At 55.5% G+C, this 18,084-nt stretch carries 17 protein-coding genes and 1 pseudogene; 7 read left to right on the forward strand and 11 right to left on the reverse strand.

The window, feature by feature from the left end; all coding sequences use genetic code 11:
• Positions 1-6 precede the first annotated feature (6 nt).
• The 6 genes from tus to ydgH form a co-directional block, all read right to left on the reverse strand.
• Positions 7-936 carry a DNA replication terminus site-binding protein gene (gene tus / locus ACSPHG_RS10960; protein WP_435953493.1) on the reverse strand — a complete coding sequence of 310 codons (930 nt, stop codon included), beginning with the start codon at positions 934-936 and terminating at the stop codon, positions 7-9.
• Between the two features lie 101 nt (positions 937-1,037).
• Positions 1,038-2,342 (reverse strand): two-component system sensor histidine kinase RstB, encoded by a 1,305-nt coding sequence (rstB, locus tag ACSPHG_RS10965; protein ID WP_435953494.1) that lies wholly within the window; start codon positions 2,340-2,342, stop codon positions 1,038-1,040.
• The gene (rstA, locus tag ACSPHG_RS10970) at positions 2,342-3,070 is read right to left on the reverse strand and encodes a two-component system response regulator RstA (RefSeq protein WP_435953495.1); all 729 of its coding nucleotides are present in this window, start codon (positions 3,068-3,070) and stop codon (positions 2,342-2,344) included. Before rstA ends, rstB begins: the two co-directional genes overlap by 1 nt.
• 75 nt (positions 3,071-3,145) lie before the next feature.
• A complete protein-coding gene (gene folM, locus ACSPHG_RS10975) occupies positions 3,146-3,871 on the reverse strand; it encodes a dihydromonapterin reductase (RefSeq protein ID WP_435953496.1) in 726 nt (241 codons plus the stop codon).
• Positions 3,872-3,906: 35 nt separating this feature from the next.
• The gene (locus tag ACSPHG_RS10980) at positions 3,907-5,289 is read right to left on the reverse strand and encodes an amino acid permease (RefSeq protein WP_435953497.1); all 1,383 of its coding nucleotides are present in this window, start codon (positions 5,287-5,289) and stop codon (positions 3,907-3,909) included.
• A gap of 200 nt (positions 5,290-5,489) precedes the next feature.
• A complete protein-coding gene (gene ydgH / locus ACSPHG_RS10985; protein WP_435953498.1) occupies positions 5,490-6,434 on the reverse strand; it encodes a DUF1471 family protein YdgH in 945 nt (314 codons plus the stop codon).
• Between the two features lie 549 nt (positions 6,435-6,983).
• Between ydgH and pntA the strand changes: the two genes are divergently transcribed.
• From pntA to ACSPHG_RS11000, 3 genes are all read left to right on the forward strand, one after another.
• A complete protein-coding gene (gene pntA / locus ACSPHG_RS10990; RefSeq protein WP_435953499.1) occupies positions 6,984-8,513 on the forward strand; it encodes a Re/Si-specific NAD(P)(+) transhydrogenase subunit alpha in 1,530 nt (509 codons plus the stop codon).
• A gap of 10 nt (positions 8,514-8,523) precedes the next feature.
• Positions 8,524-9,912 (forward strand): Re/Si-specific NAD(P)(+) transhydrogenase subunit beta, encoded by a 1,389-nt coding sequence (pntB, locus tag ACSPHG_RS10995; RefSeq protein WP_435953501.1) that lies wholly within the window; start codon positions 8,524-8,526, stop codon positions 9,910-9,912.
• A gap of 292 nt (positions 9,913-10,204) precedes the next feature.
• On the forward strand, positions 10,205-10,354 hold the full coding sequence (locus ACSPHG_RS11000; RefSeq protein WP_435953502.1) for a Hok/Gef family protein: 150 nt from the start codon (positions 10,205-10,207) through the stop codon (positions 10,352-10,354).
• 133 nt (positions 10,355-10,487) lie between these two features.
• Here the strand turns inward: ACSPHG_RS11000 and uspE are convergent, their stop codons facing one another.
• From uspE to ACSPHG_RS11020, 4 genes and pseudogenes are all read right to left on the reverse strand, one after another.
• Positions 10,488-11,438, reverse strand: coding sequence for a universal stress protein UspE (gene uspE / locus ACSPHG_RS11005; protein ID WP_435953503.1), 951 nt, complete (start codon positions 11,436-11,438; stop codon positions 10,488-10,490).
• A 137-nt stretch (positions 11,439-11,575) separates the two neighbouring features.
• On the reverse strand, positions 11,576-12,328 hold the full coding sequence (gene fnr / locus ACSPHG_RS11010; RefSeq protein ID WP_435955998.1) for a fumarate/nitrate reduction transcriptional regulator Fnr: 753 nt from the start codon (positions 12,326-12,328) through the stop codon (positions 11,576-11,578).
• A gap of 200 nt (positions 12,329-12,528) precedes the next feature.
• A complete protein-coding gene (gene ogt / locus ACSPHG_RS11015; RefSeq protein ID WP_435953504.1) occupies positions 12,529-13,044 on the reverse strand; it encodes a methylated-DNA--[protein]-cysteine S-methyltransferase in 516 nt (171 codons plus the stop codon).
• 14 nt (positions 13,045-13,058) lie between these two features.
• Positions 13,059-13,271 (reverse strand): annotated as a pseudogene (locus ACSPHG_RS11020) (AbgT family transporter); the annotation flags it as partial.
• A gap of 692 nt (positions 13,272-13,963) precedes the next feature.
• On the opposite strand from ACSPHG_RS11020, the gene smrA reads away from it, so the two are divergent.
• Entirely contained in the window at positions 13,964-14,527 is a 564-nt protein-coding gene (gene smrA, locus ACSPHG_RS11025; RefSeq protein ID WP_435953505.1) for a DNA endonuclease SmrA, read from the forward strand.
• 3 nt (positions 14,528-14,530) lie between these two features.
• On the opposite strand, the gene ACSPHG_RS11030 is transcribed toward smrA, so the two are convergent.
• Entirely contained in the window at positions 14,531-15,337 is an 807-nt protein-coding gene (locus ACSPHG_RS11030) for an IclR family transcriptional regulator domain-containing protein (RefSeq protein ID WP_435953506.1), read from the reverse strand.
• Between the two features lie 169 nt (positions 15,338-15,506).
• On the opposite strand from ACSPHG_RS11030, the gene ACSPHG_RS11035 reads away from it, so the two are divergent.
• From ACSPHG_RS11035 to pcaF, 3 genes are read left to right on the forward strand one after another with little or no spacing between them, the layout of a single operon-like run.
• Positions 15,507-16,196 carry a 3-oxoacid CoA-transferase subunit A gene (locus ACSPHG_RS11035; protein ID WP_435953508.1) on the forward strand — a complete coding sequence of 230 codons (690 nt, stop codon included), beginning with the start codon at positions 15,507-15,509 and terminating at the stop codon, positions 16,194-16,196.
• Positions 16,197-16,207: 11 nt separating this feature from the next.
• On the forward strand, positions 16,208-16,864 hold the full coding sequence (locus ACSPHG_RS11040) for a 3-oxoacid CoA-transferase subunit B (protein ID WP_435953509.1): 657 nt from the start codon (positions 16,208-16,210) through the stop codon (positions 16,862-16,864).
• 9 nt (positions 16,865-16,873) lie between these two features.
• Positions 16,874-18,076, forward strand: a complete 1,203-nt coding sequence (gene pcaF, locus ACSPHG_RS11045; protein ID WP_435953510.1) for a 3-oxoadipyl-CoA thiolase — start codon at positions 16,874-16,876, stop codon at positions 18,074-18,076.
• Positions 18,077-18,084 lie beyond the last annotated feature (8 nt).

Here is an 18,084-nt window from a genome sequence, read left to right on the forward strand (position 1 = left end):
CGCCTTTTACTCCTCGCAATACAAATGCAGCCGTGGGATCAGCAGCCGTAAAGACTGCGCCTGCGGCCTGTAGCGATGGCGAATGTTATCCGCATCGTAGTTCAGCAGCTCGCCAATCTCCGGCGGCGCTTCGCCGTTGTCGCGCTGGCACAACACGACCAGCGGTGAAGGGCAGGCGAGCTGTATCTGCTTTTGCTGCTCCTGGTACCATACCCGCGCCACCGGCTGCACCTTAACCGGGCGCTTAATCTTAAGCTTTGCGCTCCCCGGCAGCATCGCCACGCTGTTTAACTCCCGCTCGATCTGCTCTGCCCACTGTTCGCGCGTCCAGGGCGGAACGGCGCGGTTAGCCTTCAGGCTTTTCTCCAGCATTACCATGACCTCGTGCCGCGTCAGGTTCTTGATGATTTGCTTGTTCGCCCAGCCAAAGCGCAGCGTGGTGGGGTTATCGACCAGGGTGATGGCGCGATAGGCGTTGAGCGTAATCAGGCCAGGAATGTGGCGGTGCACCCACTCGAAGCGCTGCACGCTGGCAAGCCCGGAGTCGACGCTGATGATTTTTTCCAGCGCGAGCTTGATCTGATTTATGCGGGCGACGAGTTCGTGCGTTTGGCGATACTCTGCGGCGCTAACGGCATAGCAGACCGCGCCCGGCAGGCGCACCGCGGCTTTGCTGCTGATTTTTTCGGACTGCTGCTGGATGAACAGGCGCGTGAAGTGCACAAGCGTAGCCTCGTGTGCCTCTTTGCCCACAAGCTGCTTAACCTCGATCTGCGTTAGGGGGTCGTGTTCGCGGCCTTTTTCCACGTCAGGAAGAGAAAACACCCGTCCGACCAGCGGGCGATAGCTATTCAACTGCTCGCGCAGCGTAAGCAGATCGCGCTCCAGCTCGCGAAACGTCGTCGTCAGTCTTTCAATCAGGTCATAATTAGCCATCGCGCACCCACTTTAGTTACAACATACTTATAGTTTATAGCACAGCGGTGCCTACCTGACCACCGGAGTTAGCGGTAGTCAGGCAGGCGAGAAAGGGGGATTCAGACGGCTGGCGGGGAAAGGGTCGTTAAAGCGTTGACGGGCCAGCTAAAACGGAAGCGCGCGCCGCCCAGGGAGCTGCGGTCTACGCTAACCATTCCGCCCATGGCTACCGCCACGGAATGCACTATCGCCAGCCCGAGGCCGCAGCCGCCGGTCGCTCTGTCGCGGCTTGGGTCCAGGCGCACAAAAGGCTGGAAGACGTGTTCGCTCTCTTCTTCAGGAATGCCGGGCCCATCGTCTTCTACCTGCAGAAGGGCGGTTTGCCCGTCCAGCAACAGGCTGACGCGCAGCTTCTGCTGGCTGTAGCGCAGCGCGTTATTGATTAAGTTATCAATCACCCGCTCCATGAGGCGCAAATCAATCTGCCCGAACTCCCCGTTCGCCGCGCTTTCAAGCTCAATTTGGCGATGCGGATGGATAATTCTAACGTCCTCAATGTGGTGTTGCAGCCAGTGCGGGAGGTCGACCTGCGAGAGGTGCAGTTCGGTCTGCGGGCGGTCAAGGCGCGCGTAGGTCAGCAGCTCGTCGATAAGTCCTTCCAGCTGGCCGATGTCCCGGTTAAGCGCCAGGGATTCGTCTTCCGTCAGGTTATCGCTCATTTCCAGCCGGTAGCGCAGGCGCACCAGCGGCGTGCGCAGCTCGTGCGCGATGCCGTCAATCAGCAGCTTTTTACTGGCGATAAGCGCGTTGATGTTGTCGGCCATCTGGTTGAAGGCCACTCCCAGCCGCTCGAAGCTGGAGGCGCTGTCAAAATGTATACGCTCATCAAGATGCCCTTTGCCCAGCCGCTGGGCGGCGGTTTCCAGCTTAAGCATGTCCTGCCAGTGTGGGCGCATCCAGATGAACACGGGAAAGGCGAGTGAAATCGCGATAAACGCCATCAGCGCGATATCGAACAGCCGCATCTGGTGCAGGAAAAACAGATACGGAATAGGGCCGACGGCCAGAACATAGTGGCTGCGGGGAATGCGCTGGATAAAGGTGTACTCATCGTCGAGGGCGACGATTTCACCTTCGCGCAGGTGGCGCGAGGTGATTTCATCGAGCTTGAATTTGCTCATCGGCTCGATGTTTAGCTTGAACGACAGGTTGAGATCGAGATCGTTGATGGTTTTGTTCCAGTCGCGGGGCGGGATTTCCCGCAGTTCGCTGCGCATAAGATACAGCGAACTTTTCATCAAATCGTCCAGCGACTGGCGGCCCGCGCGCTCGGCGGTGAACTTATACACTAGCCCGACCAGCATGGTCATCACCAGGAAGCAAACAAACAGCAGAAGATAAAACTGGATGAACAGCTTTTTCATCAGGCTTCACTTTCCCAGGCGTGCGGGGCGAACAGGTAGCCTTTGTTGCGCACCGTTTTGATGCGGAAGGGTTCGGTGGCGCTGTCATACAGTTTTTTGCGCAGGCGCGAAATCGCCACGTCGACGCTGCGATCCATCCCGTCGTAGCTTACGCCCCGCAGATTTTTAAGCAGCGCATCGCGGTCCATAATCTGCCCCGCGTGGGTCGCAAGCTCCCAAAGCAGGTCGAAGTCGGCGGTCGAAAGGGCAATGTTCTCTTCGCCAAGCGTGACCTGGCGATTCAGCGGGTCGATGCATAAGGTGCCAAAGCGCATCGCCTTGTGCGGCTTCAGCGCGCCCGATGTGGTTTCAACGGTATGCTGAGCGGAAATCCGCTGACGTAAATGCAGGCGCAGTCGGGCCAGCAGTACGGCCGGTGGCGTCGTTTTCAGAATGTAATCGTTAGCCCCCATTTCCAGCGAGAGAATATGGTTCATGTCGCTGTCGAGGGAGGTGAGCAAAACGATGGGGCCGTCCCACTGCGGGCGCAGGTCGCGGCAAAGCGTCATGCCGTCTTTGCCGGGCAGCATCACGTCTAAAAGGACCAGGTCAGGCTGCTGTTCTTTGATTACCGCTTCGGCAAGATCGCCACGGCTTTCTACGATGACGTCAATGTCGTGTTTACCCAAATAGGCGGCAATCAGCGCGCCCACTTCTGGATCATCTTCCACATATACGATTTTGTTCATAACCCGGCACGTCAGCTGAAAAAGGGAAAATACACCGAGCGAATCTATTACACCATGAATGCAGGGTAAACAGATTTATCGCAGCGGGCGGCCGCCGTCCACCGCATGCGTGCGTCCGGTAACGTAGTTGCTTTCCAGCAGGTAATTCACCAGCGAGACAATCTCGCTTTCACCGGGCGCTATTTTCATAAGCGACTTATTCAGCGCCTCTTTGCGGTAGTCGGCGTCATCGTCTTCGTTGAACACGATCATCGCGGGTGCAATCGCGTTCACTTTAACTTCCGGCGCGAGCTTACGGGCGAAGGAACGGGTGAGGTTATCCAGAGCGGCTTTGCTTGCGGCGTAGGCAATGTGTTTATCACTGCCGCGTTCCACCACGTAATCGGTGAAGTGGATAATGTCGGCACCGGCCAGCCCGTGTCCGCGCAGTAGCGGCTCAAGCTGAAGGTTAAGAAGGTAGGGGGCGTTGACGTGAATCTGCAGCATAGCGGCAAGTGTGTCGCTATGCGCAACGGCGGGGGATTCTGCCTGCCAGGCGCTGGCGTTATGAATAATGGCGCGCAGGCCGGAACAGTGAGCCATTACGCTCGCGGCGAAGGCGTTGATGCCGTCGTCGGTAGAGAAATCGCCAAACAGGCAGAGTGCGCCGGCCTGTTCGAGCTCATCAATGGCCGGGTAGCGTGTTCTGTAGCTGGCGATAACCGGCTGCTGACGCGCCAGAAGATCTTTCGCCAGCGCAAGCCCGATGCGGCGGCCAGCGCCGGTAATCAGCACGGGCCGGATGGGAAACCCTTTATCCATTTATGGTTCCTTGTTGCAGGCAGGCCTGGGAATCGTTATTTCACCAGCATCCACGTCGCCGGAAACGCGGCGACCAGTATCATAGCGATAACCGTTTTCTCCTGGATGTTCAGCTTAATATCATGCGTGTGCGTGCTGCGGGCATACATAAACACCAGCAGACCAGGCGCATACAATACCACCGAAAGCAGCAGGTGCATTGGGCCGGAGGCGTACAGCAGCCACAGGCCGTAAATACATGCGCCAAGACCGATTGCTTTGTGCAACGGTCGGGTAGAGATTTTCAATAAATATGCACCCACCAGGAAATAGGGCACAAGAATCATCTCGGAGGCGATGGTCAGCAGCGTGTTGTAATCTGACCCTGTCAGCCAAATCAGCACCAGGCAAACCTGCACGCTGATATTGGTTAGCCACAGCGACGCGGACGGCGCGTTGTTTTGATTCTGACGGGCGAAGATTTTCGGGAAAGCTTTATGCGTGGCCGCCAGCAGCGGCACTTCCGCCGCCATAATTGTCCAGCTCAGGTAAGCGCCGCAGACCGAAACAATCAGACCCGCGGCGATAATCACTTCGCCCCACGGCCCCATCATGTCCACCATAATGCCTGCCATGGAAGGGTTACGCATACCGGCAAGCTCGGGGCGCGCTACAACGCCTAACGAAAGCAGCGTCACGAGCAGATAAACGCCCAGCGCGGCAATGACCGCCAGCAGCGTCGCGCGGCCAACGTCTTTCTTATTACGCGCGCGGGCGGATACCACCACCGCGCCTTCAACGCCGATGAACACCCAAAGCGTTATCAGCATCGTGTTTTTAACCTGCTCCCAGACCGGGACGCCGAGCGCCAAACCCGAGAAGTCGAGGCTGAACGTTCGCAACTGAAACGCCATGGCTGCCAGTACGATAAACATGCCAAGCGGCAGAAGCTTCGCGAGGGTCGCGACAAGATTAATGCTCGCCGCCGTTTGCACGCCGCGCAGCACCAGCCAGTGCACCATCCACAGCAGAACCGACGCGCCGACAATGGATTGCCAGGTGTTGCCGTCGCCGAACAGACGCAGCTCTGGCGTGTCGGTGAAAAAGCTTAAAGCGGAGAACACGATGACGAGATAGGAAACGTTAGCGATAACCGCACACAGCCAGTAGCCCCAGGCGGAGCAAAACCCGATCAGCTCGCCAAACCCTTCGCGGGCGTAGGTGAATATGCCGCCGTCTAAATCAGGGCGTAAACGGGTTAAAACCAGCATCGCGAGGGCCAGCAGCAGGATGCCTACACCGGTGATCGTCCAGCCAATCAGCAGCGCCGCGGGACTCGCTACGCTTGCCATATTTTGCGGAAGGCTGAATACCCCCGCGCCGAGCATTGAGCTGAGAACCAGCGCGGTTAACGCGGCGAGGCCAAGTTTCTTTTCCATAGGTGTCCAGTAAAAGTAAGAAAGGACCCAGAATAATTATTATGCTTTGGCGCATAAAAATGGAGGATCACGCTAAGGCGCGGAATTTTACGGAGTGTGAACTCTGCTTGCAATGACATGCGCCATAAATTGGATTAATCGCGCAAAAAGAGGACATAAAAAAGGGCAACCAAAGCTGCCCCTTAAGATTTATCTGCTGATTACTTATAAAGATCGGCGCTGATAGTGATGTTGCCACCGCGTTCCTGCCACTGGCGGGTAACGTGATAGAACTTCGCCCCTTTCTTGGCGGCGCGCTTCGCAACCTGGTAAGACACTTCGGTCATACCGCTGTAGTTGCCGGTAAACTTGATGCTATCGAAAGGCACCATTTGGGCGGCGGTTACTTTGTTCAGCTCTTCGACTTTAGTGCCGTCCGGCAGGGTGACAGTGTAACGCCCGCCTTTGGATGACTGAGTTTCGAAGAAGCGGCCCACGTCGCTGCTTGGCATGGAAGATGTTGCCACGCCCGGAATCTCTACTTTGGCAGCGGCAGTGCCACCAGCAGCAAGCGCTGCTTTACCTGCTTCGGAATCCGCAGGGATTGCGTCTGGACTCTGCACGACGCGTTTTTTCGCATCAGCTTTATAAATGAAAGCGGTAATGCGCTGGTTGCCGCCCTGGTTGGCGTCAACCTGACGCACGATATAGAAAGACGCAGCGCCTTTCTTTTTAGCGGCTTTGGTAATGGCATCGTTAACCTCTGGCTGGCTGCGATAGAAACCCTGAACGGTAACGGTATCGTAAGGCTCCAGCACATAGGCCTGGTCTTTTGGCAGTTCCATCACGCCATTAATAACACGATTGCCTTTTTCTTCGGCTTTCGGCGCATCAGCGTGGAATACGTCTGCGACCACGCGCCAGTTGCCGCTGTTGCCGGTGTCATTCAAATCTTGAATATAGAAAGAAGCGGCGCCTGCGTCGTCCGCACGGCGAGAAACGGCTTTAGCCGCATCGCTGATCGCGTTAAAGCGACCTGTTACCACGATGCGATCAAAAGGTTTAAGAGAGGCCGCTTGTTCTGGAGTCAGTTCTTGTGCTGCATGAGCAGACAGTGTCGTCAGTGAAATAAGAGCTGACGCCAGAAGGGTGTTCTTGAGCTTCATAAAAATAATCCTTCGCCTTGCGCAAAATGAATACTAATACCGCATTCTCTGGAAGTTACCTGTAAGCGGCAGATTATTGCACTGAATGAGTACGACTGTCTGCGCCATTTTTCAAACAGACGGTCTGCAACCGTAGAATTTGCATAACAAAAAATTATATGTCTCTAAATTGGCGTCTTGAACAGTAAAATCGATAAAGCTTACGACTTAATTAGTTAATGTAATGTTAAAACTGACTTTTCGGGCGGTGCAGAATCGTGTTTTGCCGCTTCGCTTAAGCGTAATATCAGGTCCGCGCGATGAATTTTAGTTTAAAAAGGCTGCCTGAGTGCCTTGACGCTTAGATTTTGCGGTAAAGATACAAATACTGCGATCATGATGTAGATCACAGGCGTTATTTTCAGTAGGTTATAAAAAGTTTGTTACAGATGTATTTTTGTTGAAGTGGTAACGGAGATGACGTTTGTCAGGTCTAAAGGCAACGTGCATAAAAGTTGGCTACGGCAACGTCTGACAAACCATCAAAATAAACAGATGGAAGGGAATACTATGCGTATTGGTGTACCAAAAGAGCGGTGGGCAGGTGAATCCCGCGTGGCTGCCACACCGAAAACCGTGGAACAACTGCTGAAACTTGGCTTCACAGTTGCCGTTGAAAGCGGTGCAGGGAAGCTGGCAAGCTTTGATGATGAAGCTTTTATTCATGCAGGCGCCACCGTTACCGACACAAACGATGTCTGGCAATCCGACATCATCCTGAAAGTAAACGCCCCGCAGGACAGCGAAATTGCGCTGATACGTGAAGGCACTACGCTGGTTAGCTTTATCTGGCCCGCGCAAAATGCCGAGCTGCTTGAAAAGCTGGCCGCCCGCAACGTCACCGTGATGGCGATGGATTCTGTCCCGCGTATTTCGCGCGCGCAGTCGCTCGATGCCCTAAGCTCAATGGCGAACATCGCGGGCTACCGGGCTATCGTTGAAGCCGCTCACGAATTTGGCCGCTTCTTTACCGGCCAGATTACCGCCGCGGGTAAGGTTCCTCCGGCTAAAGTTATGGTCATCGGTGCGGGCGTTGCAGGCCTTGCCGCGATTGGTGCGGCAAATAGCCTCGGTGCTATCGTTCGCGCATTCGATACTCGTCCTGAAGTAAAAGAACAGGTGCAGAGTATGGGCGCCGAGTTCCTCGAACTCGACTTTAAGGAAGAGGCGGGCAGCGGCGATGGCTATGCCAAAGTCATGTCCGAAGCCTTCATTAAAGCCGAAATGGAACTGTTCGCAGCCCAGGCGAAAGAAGTCGATATTATTGTCACCACCGCTCTGATCCCAGGCAAACCAGCGCCAAAACTCATCACCCGTGAAATGGTTGATTCCATGCAGGCGGGCAGCGTGATCGTCGACCTTGCGGCGCAAAATGGCGGTAACTGTGAATATACGGTCGCCGACAAAATTACCGTTACGCCAAACGGCGTGCGCGTAATCGGCTATACCGATTTGCCGGGCCGCCTGCCTACACAATCGTCACAGCTGTACGGCACCAACCTTGTCAACCTGCTAAAACTGCTTTGCAAAGAGAAAGACGGCAACATCAACGTTGATTTCGAAGACGTGGTGATTCGCGGTGTTACGGTAATCCGCGAAGGCGAAGTTACCTGGCCTGCGCCACCGATTCAGGTTTCAGCGCAGCCTCAGGCGGCGCAGCCGAAGGCCGCAGCGCCCGTTGAAGAGAAAAAACCGGCTTCCCCGTGGCGCAAATATGCGTTTATGGCGCTGGCCATTATCCTTTTCGGCTGGCTTGCGGACGTCGCGCCAAAAGAGTTCCTCGGTCACTTCACCGTGTTTGCTCTGGCCTGCGTGGTGGGTTATTACGTCGTATGGAACGTTTCCCACGCGCTGCACACCCCGCTGATGTCGGTCACCAACGCCATCTCAGGCATTATCGTCGTCGGCGCGCTTTTGCAGATCGGTCACGGCGGCTGGGTGAGCTTCCTGAGCTTCATCGCCGTGCTGATTGCCAGTATTAATATTTTTGGTGGATTCACCGTCACTCAGCGCATGCTGAAAATGTTCCGGAAGAACTAAGGGGTAACAAATGTCTGGTGGATTAGTTACAGCTGCATACATTGTTGCCGCGATCCTGTTTATTTTCAGCCTGGCCGGGCTGTCCAAACACGAAACCTCCAAGCAGGGCAACCTGTTCGGCATGGCCGGTATGGCCATCGCCCTCGTGGCAACCATCTTCGGGCCGGAAACGGGCAACGTGGTGTGGATCATCGTGGCGATGGTCATCGGTGGTGCGATTGGTATGCACCTTGCGAAAAAAGTCGAAATGACCGAAATGCCGGAGCTGGTTGCGATTCTGCACAGCTTCGTGGGTCTGGCTGCGGTTCTGGTTGGCTTTAACAGCTACCTCGATCACGCGCCGGGCCTTGAGCCGGTCATGGAAAACATTCACTTAACGGAAGTGTTCCTCGGTATCTTTATCGGGGCGGTAACCTTCACGGGTTCTATCGTTGCGTTTGGCAAACTGCGCGGCAAGATTTCGTCTAAGCCGCTGATGCTGCCTAACCGTCACAAGCTGAACCTTGCCGCATTAGTCGCTTCTTTTGCGCTGCTGATCGTTTTCGTACGTACCGAAAGCGTGGGTCTGCAGGTGATGGCGCTGCTGATCATGACCATCATTGCGCTGATCATCGGCTGGCACCTGGTGGCCTCCATCGGCGGTGCGGACATGCCGGTTGTGGTTTCCATGCTGAACTCCTACTCAGGTTGGGCGGCGGCGGCGGCGGGCTTCATGCTCAGCAATGACCTGCTGATCGTAACCGGCGCGCTGGTGGGTTCTTCCGGTGCGATCCTGTCTTACATCATGTGTAAAGCGATGAACCGTTCGTTCATCAGCGTGATTGCGGGCGGTTTCGGTACCGATGGTTCATCCACCGGTGAAACCGACGAAGCAGGGGAACATCGTGAAATAACGGCGGAAGAAACGGCAGAAATGCTGAAAAACTCCAGCACCGTGATCATCACTCCGGGCTACGGCATGGCGGTTGCACAGGCACAATACCCGGTTGCCGAAATCACTGAAAAACTGCGCGCGCGCGGTATTAAGGTGCGCTTCGGCATTCACCCGGTCGCCGGTCGTCTGCCGGGCCACATGAACGTTCTGCTGGCCGAAGCTCGCGTACCGTATGACGTCGTGCTGGAGATGGACGAGATCAACGACGATTTCGCCGACACCGACACCGTGCTGGTTATCGGTGCAAACGACACCGTTAACCCGGCGGCGCAGGAAGATCCGCGTAGTCCAATCGCCGGTATGCCGGTGCTGGAAGTGTGGAAGGCGCAAAACGTCATCGTCTTTAAGCGTTCGATGAATACCGGCTACGCCGGTGTGCAAAACCCGCTGTTCTTTAAAGACAACACCCAGATGCTGTTTGGCGATGCAAAAGCCAGCGTGGAAGCCATCCTTAAAGCGCTCTGATTTGCGAGATGCTCCCCAAAACCGCCTTCCGGGGCGGTTTTTTTACGCCTGAAGATTATTTATGTGAATGCAACTTTGCATACAACCTTTTGAATCTATGGAATAAAAATCTGGCGTGAGCTTAGGCGGGTGAGTAAAATATCGCCGGGTGCTGAAGCTGGATGCTTCGAACCCGAAGGTGAAAAGCGGACAGAAAAAAGCCCCGAGTTAGTTAAACCAACCCGAGGCCCTCTCATGCTCGACCACATGATAGTAGCCTCTTCATTTTGCATTTGCAACGCAGGAGGCGAAGATGTCGTCAAAAAACAGGTTGTTCAGTTTGGTTGTTATCTGTCTGACAATCCTCATGATTATTTTTCTGGTGAAGGATTCATTGTGTGAATTTCATTACCGAAAAGGAGGCATGGAGATGGCGGCATCGTTAGCCTGTAATAAGTCGTAAATGTGAAGTTTAGTAGGTAAGTGGCGGGGGGATATCCCCGCCACGCTGGTGTCTGGTATGAGATTAAGCACCCGCCAAACAAAAAGCCCGCCCATGTTCTGCACGGGCGGGCTTTCATTATATTGATGCAAGGTTAATCGTCTTCGTCATCATCCAGTTCGACCGGCGTCTGGTATGAATCAGGCTTGATCACCAGCAGGTCGCAGCGTAAATGGTCGATAACCTGTTCGGCGGTATTGCCGAGGAAGGCGGCGGAAAGGCCAGTGCGGCCCACCGTACCCAGCACGACGATACCGGCCTGTAGATGCTCCGCCAGATCGGGAATGACCTCTTCGGGCAGGCCTTTTTCGACGTGCGTCATTTTTTCATCGATGCCAAATTTCTGGCGAATGGCTTTCATCGCCACAAGATGCTGGCCGCGTATGGCGTCGTTATACACGCTTGGGTCAAAATCAGGCAGTTCGATAGCGATATTGATCGGCGTAACGGGATATGCCCCAACCAGATGAACTTCCGTATGGTTGACGTCGTCCGCCAGGCGGAGAGTCTCTTTCACCAGCTTCTCGTTGAGCGCGTTGTGATACTGCTCTTCGCTCGCGAGGTTTACGGCCACCAGCGCTTTCGCACCTTCCGGCCACGGCTGGTCGTTCACCATCCACACCGGGCACGGGCATTTGCGCAGCAGATGCCAGTCGGTAGGGGTGAAGATAACCGCTTCAAGCTTATCGTGTTGGTGGGTCATTTTTAACAGCAGATCGTGACCGCCGCTAATCACTTCCTGAATGATGGCTTCGAATGGTCGGTTGTGCCAGACCACCTTAATTTCGATGGGCACACCGGCTTCGATATAATACTGGGCCTGTTCTTTAATCCAGGCCGCGCGCTGGCTAATCACGCCCTTACGCATTGCGGTGCGTTCATCAGGCGACAGAAGGGTGGTCATCTCGTACGAGAAATCATAGATCGGCAAAAACGCTTTTATTCTGCCGCCAATCCGTTGATGCAAATAAACAGCACGCCGCAGGGCAGGTTGATCGTCCTGATTGGGATCAATCGCGACTAGCATGTTTTGATACTTTGCCATACAGGTCTCCTTACAACTGCTTAACCACAGTCTGTTAAGTAAGATTAACCCATAAGAAGAGAATGAAACAGGTGAGAAGCCATTGCCGGATCAAAAACATAGAAAAAATGTATCGATCCGGCAAAGGATAGCGTTTATCAGGCGACGCTGCGAGATTGTCCGGCGAGTTGTGCCAGAAGGTCGATATTTTCGATCGTAATATACTTGCCCTTCACCGCCAGCATGCCGCTTTTCTGGAAACGACCCAGCAGACGGCTGATGGTTTCAACGGTCAGGCCAAGATAGTTACCGATATCACCACGGGTCATGGTCAGACGGAACTCACGAGGTGAGAAACCGCGCTGCGCGAAACGACGGGAAAGGTTGTAGACGAAGGCCGCCAGGCGCTCTTCCGCATTCTTTTTGGAAAGCAGCAGAATCATATCCTGATCGCCTTTGATCTCGCCGCTCATCAAACGCATCATTTGCTGGCGCAGGTTCGGCATCTTGCCGGAGAGGTCATCCAGCGTTTCGAACGGGATTTCGCAAACCATTGACGTTTCAAGCGCCTGAGCAAAGCTCGGGTGATGCCCCGTGCCGATAGCGTCAAAGCCAACCAGGTCACCGGCCAGATGGAAACCGGTGATTTGCTCATCACCCTGTTCGGTGATGGTATAGCTTTTGATAGTCCCTGAACGAATGGCGTACAGCGATTTCAGTTCGTCACCCGCTTTAAACAGGGTTTGCCCCTTTTGAATAGGCTTTTTGCGCTCGATAATGTTATCAAGTTGATCAAGCTCATGCTCGTTGAGCGTAAAAGGGATGCATAATTGGCTGATGCTGCAATCCTGACAATGGATAGCACAACCGCCAGACTGAATGCGTCGAATAATTCGCTTTTCAGGGATCATAGATATGCTCAGGCCGTAATTGATATTGGTCAATTTTAACATCTTTTTGCTGAGCACGTAAGTATGGTGAAACACCATTCAGTCTATATTGGTATACAAATTCGGATTTTAGTATCCATCTCATTGATAATTCACGGTCTATGGTATTTAGACTGTGAATAGCTGCCGCATTTTTAGCTTAATTATGACTTTGTTCTGGCCTACAGCAGCAAATAGCCCTCATGGCGCAAAAGCCACTCTTTACGTCCCACGCCGCCCGCATACCCTGTCATAGTGCCGTTTCGCCCGATAACTCGATGGCAGGGCACCACGATGCTGATCGGGTTTGAGCCATTTGCCGCACCGACGGCACGCGCGGCCCCCGGGCGACCGAGCTGTTCGGCCAGTTGTCCATAATGCATAACCTGCCCGCAGGGAATAGTGCGAAGCGTTTGCCAGACCTCACGCTGGAAAGGTGTTCCCGCCGTTGCGGTTGGCAGCGTTTCGATGACGCTCAGATCGCCAGCAAAGTAGTCGCGTAACCTGTCGCTCAACCCGCCGGGATTCACGCTGCCGACACGTTTATAGCCTTCCGCGCGGTAGTGAATATTTAAGAGCTGATCCATTCGCTCGCTATATTCTTCCCACTCAACGGCGCGCAGCCTGAATTGCTCATCACAAACGACCCACAGCGGCCCAAGCGGCGTGGCAATCTTCTCTTCCAGCAGTGTCAGCATTATGTGCTCCATCTTTAATGCGGGCGCGGGTACACTCCCGGGCCGATCGGCAGGCCAATAAGATACCACGCCACGAGAAGCAGCAGCCAGACACCCAAAAAGATTAGCGGGTAGGATAATACCAAAGAGTAACAGGTGCCGAGTTTTGCAGCAGGCCGGTAATGATGAAAAAAGTCGATACACAGCGGAATAAAAGGCTCTCGACTATCGGCGAGCGTGAACCGGATGACATCATTAGTAGTAGGTATTAAGGCGCTTACGATCGTGAATTTACTTTTGAAAGACCGTTGGGAAAATCGTTTGCAGTATTCGACAGAAGCGATCGCCACGCTATAAACGCGCGCTGCATGAAATAAATAGTTAAATATAAAAGCACAATGTCAACGCTGAGTGGAGGCTATTCTAAGCAGCTTAACGCACTGTTACATAACGCACGGAAATACCTCATGTCTGTGCTGTTTGTGAAGCCATCTCATTGATTAAGGCCCGAAAACCCTCCCACGCCGTTAATGGCTGCATTAATGAACGAATTCAGAAGACAGTGTCGATAATAAGCATTTTCACGGAATTAAATAACTAAAAAAACATGGAAGTATAAAATATGCTGTATTTAAAAAACGGGGCCTGACGACATCAGTCAGACCCCAGTACACACAGCAGTGCTTCCTGATTGAACCCTGTTATATTCCTGATTCGGGCTACATTCATTTATAGCCGTAACTGAAAAATTTGCGCAATTCACAGGTGATTAAATTCACGCTTTGGCATGTTTTATTTATTGCATAACGATAAGTGAAATAAAAATAACCAATTCGATTATTATTTGCACGCGCGGTTCGGGCGGGAAATGCTGGCGACGTTGAGCAAGGCCAGATCGGCGGTTATAGTACATAGCGATGACGAGCCTGGAGGACTTCCCATGAATCTTGACGACAAATCGCTGTTTCTCGACGCCATGGAGGATGTCAAACCGCTGAAAAACTGCGCCAGCAGCCAGTGGCTCAAACCGGCGAAAGATAAAGCCCCGCAAAAAATCGATACCCTTCAGCTCGACAATTTCCTGACCACGGATTACTTAGACGTGCTTCCCCTCGCCACGCCGCTTGAATTCAGGCGCGAAGGGCTGCAAACCGGGGTGCTCGACAAGCTTCGCCTGGGGAAATACAGTCAGGAAGCGAGCCTCAACCTGCTGCGCCAGCCGGTGGAACAGTGCCGCCAGATGCTGTTCGCCTACATTCAGCAGGCAAAGCAGGACGGCCTGCGTAACCTGCTTATCGTCCACGGCAAAGGCCGCGAAGACCGCTCGCACGCAAACGTCGTGCGCAGCTATCTGGCGCGCTGGCTGCCGGAATTTGAAGAGGTGCAGGCGTTTTGCTGCGCGATGCCGCACCACGGCGGCAGCGGAGCCTGCTATGTGGCGCTAAAAAAATCGCCGCAGGCAAAGCTCGACAACTGGGAACGCCACGCCAAACGCAGCCGCTAGCCGCTATTTCAACAGCAGGGAAAGCTCCTGCGCCGCCTCCTGCAGCTTGGGCAGCACGCGGCTGCGCAGCTCGTCGGCGGACACCTGGCCCGCGTGCACGCCGACGTTTAGCGCCGCCACCACCGCGCCCTCCGGGTTAACCAGCGGCACCGCAATTGACCGCAGCCCCATTTCCAATTCCTGATCGTTAAGCGCGTAGCCCTGCTGGCGCACGCGCTTTAGCTCCTCACGTAGCTTAGCCACAGAATCCACGGTTTGCGGCGTGTAGCGAATCATCGTGATGCGCCCCAGAAAATCCGTCAGCTGCTCTTCCGGCAGATAGCTCAGCAGCACGCGGCCCATCGACGTTGACCAGGCGGGCAGGCGGCTGCCGATATCCAAATCGATCGTCATAATTCGCGAGCTGGACGCGCGCGCGATGTACAGAATATCGTCACCGTCGAGCGTGGCAATCGAGCACGACTCGTTAAGCATCTCGCTTAAATGTTTCAGCACCGGCTGGGTGGATTTTGCCAGCGGCGTTGAAGCCAGATAAGCATGCCCGAGCGACAAAATGCGCGGGCGCAGCTGGAAGTTTTTGCCGTCCTCAGCGTAAACAAAGCCGAGCTTGCCGAGCGTATACAGACAGCGCCGCACCGCCGCGCGCGGAATGCCGGTTTTCTGGCTGATCTGTGAAATGGAAAGCTGCCGCCGCTGCGGCGTAAATGCCTGAATGACCTCAAGACCGCGCGCCAGCGAAGCCATAAAATTAGGGTCGCCCTTAAACGGATCGCCGTCGCCCGCGGGCAGTTCATCGCGCTGCAATTCCATCTTCCTCTCCCGATTTTTCGTCATCGATCACATTCTGAAGACAAACATACATGATGTTCGATTATCGCACCATATTTCGATTATCGCCCTTGACCAGCTTCGTTAAGCGGGTCACATTTTGTGCGAAGAACGCAAACTTGTGCGATATCCGCACATCAAGGAGCAAGTGATGATCGATAAAAGCGTGGCAACGCTTGAGGAAGCCGTCGCGGGAATTCACGACGGTGCCACCATCATGATCGGCGGTTTTGGCACCGCCGGGCAGCCCACGGCGCTGATAGACGCGCTGATTGCCCAGGGCGCGAGCGACCTTACCATCATCAACAACAACGCGGGCAACGGCGAAGTGGGGCTGGCGGCGCTCCTGAAGGCCGGACGCGTGCGCAAAATGGTCTGCTCGTTCCCGCGCCAGGTTGACTCGCAGATTTTTGACGACCTCTACCGCCGTGGCAAAGTCGAGCTTGAGCTGGTGCCGCAGGGCAATCTCGCGGCGCGCATTCAGGCCGCCGGGGCTGGCCTTGGCGCAATTTTCACCCCGACGGGCTACGGCACGCCGCTGGCCGAGGGGAAAGAAATCCGTGAAATCGACGGCCGCCACTACGTTCTTGAATACCCGCTAAAGGCCGACTTCGCGCTGATCAAAGCCCATGAGGGCGACCGCTGGGGCAACCTGGTCTACCGCAAGGCGGCGCGCAACTTTGGGCCAATTATGGCCACGGCCGCCGCCACGACGATTGCCGAGGTCAGCCGCCTGGTCACGCTTGGCGATCTCGACCCGGAAAACGTCATCACGCCGGGGATCTTCGTGCAGCGCGTCGTTTCGCTGGAAACGCCGACCGACCTCGCCCAGAGCGCATAAGGAGCCCAAAGATGAAAAAACTCACTCGTGACGAAATGGCGCAGCGCGTGGCGCGCGACATCCCGGAAGGGGCTTACGTCAACCTGGGCATCGGCCTGCCGACCCGCATCGCAAACTACCTGCCTGCGGATAAAGAAATCTTCCTGCATAGCGAAAACGGCCTGCTCGGCATGGGGCCTAAACCGCTCCCGGGGGAAGAAGATCCGGAGCTGATTAACGCGGGCAAAGAGCACGTCACGCTGCTTACCGGCGGCTGCTATTTTCATCACGGCGACTCCTTCGCGATGATGCGCGGTGGCCACCTTGATATCTGCGTGCTGGGCGCGTATCAGGTTTCCGCAGCGGGCGATCTCGCCAACTGGAGCACCGGCGCGCCGGATGCCATTCCCGCCGTCGGCGGCGCGATGGATCTCGCCATCGGCGCGCGCCAGGTATTCGTGATGATGGACCACCTGACCCGCGACGGCGAAAGCAAGCTCGTTAAAGCCTGCACCTATCCGCTCACCGGCGTCGGCTGCGTCAGCCGCATTTATACCGATCTCGCCGTTATCGACATTATTGACGGTGCCCCGGTGGTGCGGGAAATCTTCAACGGCCTCTCTTTTGAAGAGCTACAGCGGATCACTCCGGTCAAGCTCGGCTTCGAACAACTGGCAGAAAGCGCGTAAGGAACTAAGATGAATCAGGCATTTATCTGCGATGCAGTGCGTACTCCGTTTGGCCGCTACGGCGGTACACTTTCTTCCCTTCGCAGCGACGACCTCGCCGCACTGCCGCTAAAAGCGCTGCTGGAACGTCATCCTAATCTTGACTGGTCGCGCGTTGACGACGTGATTTACGGCTGTGCCAACCAGGCGGGGGAGGACAACCGCAACGTGGCGCGCATGGCGCTGCTGTTGGCGGGCCTGCCGGAAAGCGTGCCGGGCAGCACCATCAACCGCCTGTGCGGCTCAAGCCTTGATGCCCTGGGCGTTGCCGCTCGCGCAATAAAAAGCGGCGAAACCGAACTGATGATTGCGGGCGGCGTAGAAAGCATGTCCCGCGCGCCGTTCGTGATGGGCAAGGCGGAAAGCGCGTTCAGCCGCAGCATGAAAATGGAAGACACCACCATCGGCTGGCGCTTTATCAACCCGCTGATGAAGGCGCGCTACGGCGTGGATTCCATGCCGGAAACCGCCGAAAACGTGGCGACGGATTTCAACATCAGCCGGGCTGACCAGGACGCCTTCGCGCTACGCAGCCAGCTCCGCACCGCCCGCGCTCAGGAAATGGGCATCTTTGCCGACGAGCTGATCCCCGTTACGATTCCGCAGCGCAAGGGCGATCCGCTGCTGTTCGACCGCGACGAACACCCGCGATCAACGTCGCTGGAAGCACTGTCCAGGCTGAAAGGCGTGGTGGGTGCAAACGGCAGCGTGACGGCGGGCAACGCGTCCGGCGTCAACGACGGCGCGTGCGCGCTGCTGCTGGCGGGCGAGCAGGCGCTAAATACCCATGGCCTGCAGCCGCTGGCGCGCGTGGTGGGTGTCGCAACGGCGGGCGTTGCGCCGCGCATTATGGGCTTCGGCCCGGCTCCGGCGGTGCGCAAAGTGCTGGCACAAACTGGATTAACGCTCGGACAGATGGATGTGATTGAATTAAACGAGGCTTTCGCCGCCCAGGCGCTGGCCGTGATGCGCGACCTGGGGCTGCCGGACGACGCGGAGCACGTTAATCCGAACGGCGGTGCCATCGCACTTGGGCATCCGCTTGGCGCATCGGGCGGGCGTCTGACGATGGCGGCGGCGTACCAGCTAAAACGCACAGGCGGGCGCTACGCGCTCTGCACCATGTGCATCGGCGTGGGCCAGGGCATTGCACTGATTATTGAACGCGTTTAAGGAGCAGG

It is taken from the genome of Dryocola baronae, assembly GCF_051297175.1.
Lineage (GTDB): Bacteria > Pseudomonadota > Gammaproteobacteria > Enterobacterales > Enterobacteriaceae > Dryocola.

Coding starts and splice junctions, on each gene's coding strand:
- pntB (WP_435953501.1), top strand. CDS start 8,524: ATGTCTGGTGGATTAGTTACAGCTGCATACATTGTTGCCGCGATCCTG.
- folM (WP_435953496.1), bottom strand. CDS start 3,871: ATGGATAAAGGGTTTCCCATCCGGCCCGTGCTGATTACCGGCGCTGGC.
- ACSPHG_RS11040 (WP_435953509.1), top strand. CDS start 16,208: ATGAAAAAACTCACTCGTGACGAAATGGCGCAGCGCGTGGCGCGCGAC.
- rstA (WP_435953495.1), bottom strand. CDS start 3,070: ATGAACAAAATCGTATATGTGGAAGATGATCCAGAAGTGGGCGCGCTG.
- ogt (WP_435953504.1), bottom strand. CDS start 13,044: ATGCTGACACTGCTGGAAGAGAAGATTGCCACGCCGCTTGGGCCGCTG.
- rstB (WP_435953494.1), bottom strand. CDS start 2,342: ATGAAAAAGCTGTTCATCCAGTTTTATCTTCTGCTGTTTGTTTGCTTC.
- uspE (WP_435953503.1), bottom strand. CDS start 11,438: ATGGCAAAGTATCAAAACATGCTAGTCGCGATTGATCCCAATCAGGAC.
- ACSPHG_RS11030 (WP_435953506.1), bottom strand. CDS start 15,337: ATGGAATTGCAGCGCGATGAACTGCCCGCGGGCGACGGCGATCCGTTT.
- pcaF (WP_435953510.1), top strand. CDS start 16,874: ATGAATCAGGCATTTATCTGCGATGCAGTGCGTACTCCGTTTGGCCGC.
- ACSPHG_RS11000 (WP_435953502.1), top strand. CDS start 10,205: ATGTCGTCAAAAAACAGGTTGTTCAGTTTGGTTGTTATCTGTCTGACA.
- tus (WP_435953493.1), bottom strand. CDS start 936: ATGGCTAATTATGACCTGATTGAAAGACTGACGACGACGTTTCGCGAG.
- ACSPHG_RS11035 (WP_435953508.1), top strand. CDS start 15,507: ATGATCGATAAAAGCGTGGCAACGCTTGAGGAAGCCGTCGCGGGAATT.
- fnr (WP_435955998.1), bottom strand. CDS start 12,328: ATGATCCCTGAAAAGCGAATTATTCGACGCATTCAGTCTGGCGGTTGT.
- ACSPHG_RS10980 (WP_435953497.1), bottom strand. CDS start 5,289: ATGGAAAAGAAACTTGGCCTCGCCGCGTTAACCGCGCTGGTTCTCAGC.
- pntA (WP_435953499.1), top strand. CDS start 6,984: ATGCGTATTGGTGTACCAAAAGAGCGGTGGGCAGGTGAATCCCGCGTG.
- ydgH (WP_435953498.1), bottom strand. CDS start 6,434: ATGAAGCTCAAGAACACCCTTCTGGCGTCAGCTCTTATTTCACTGACG.
- smrA (WP_435953505.1), top strand. CDS start 13,964: ATGAATCTTGACGACAAATCGCTGTTTCTCGACGCCATGGAGGATGTC.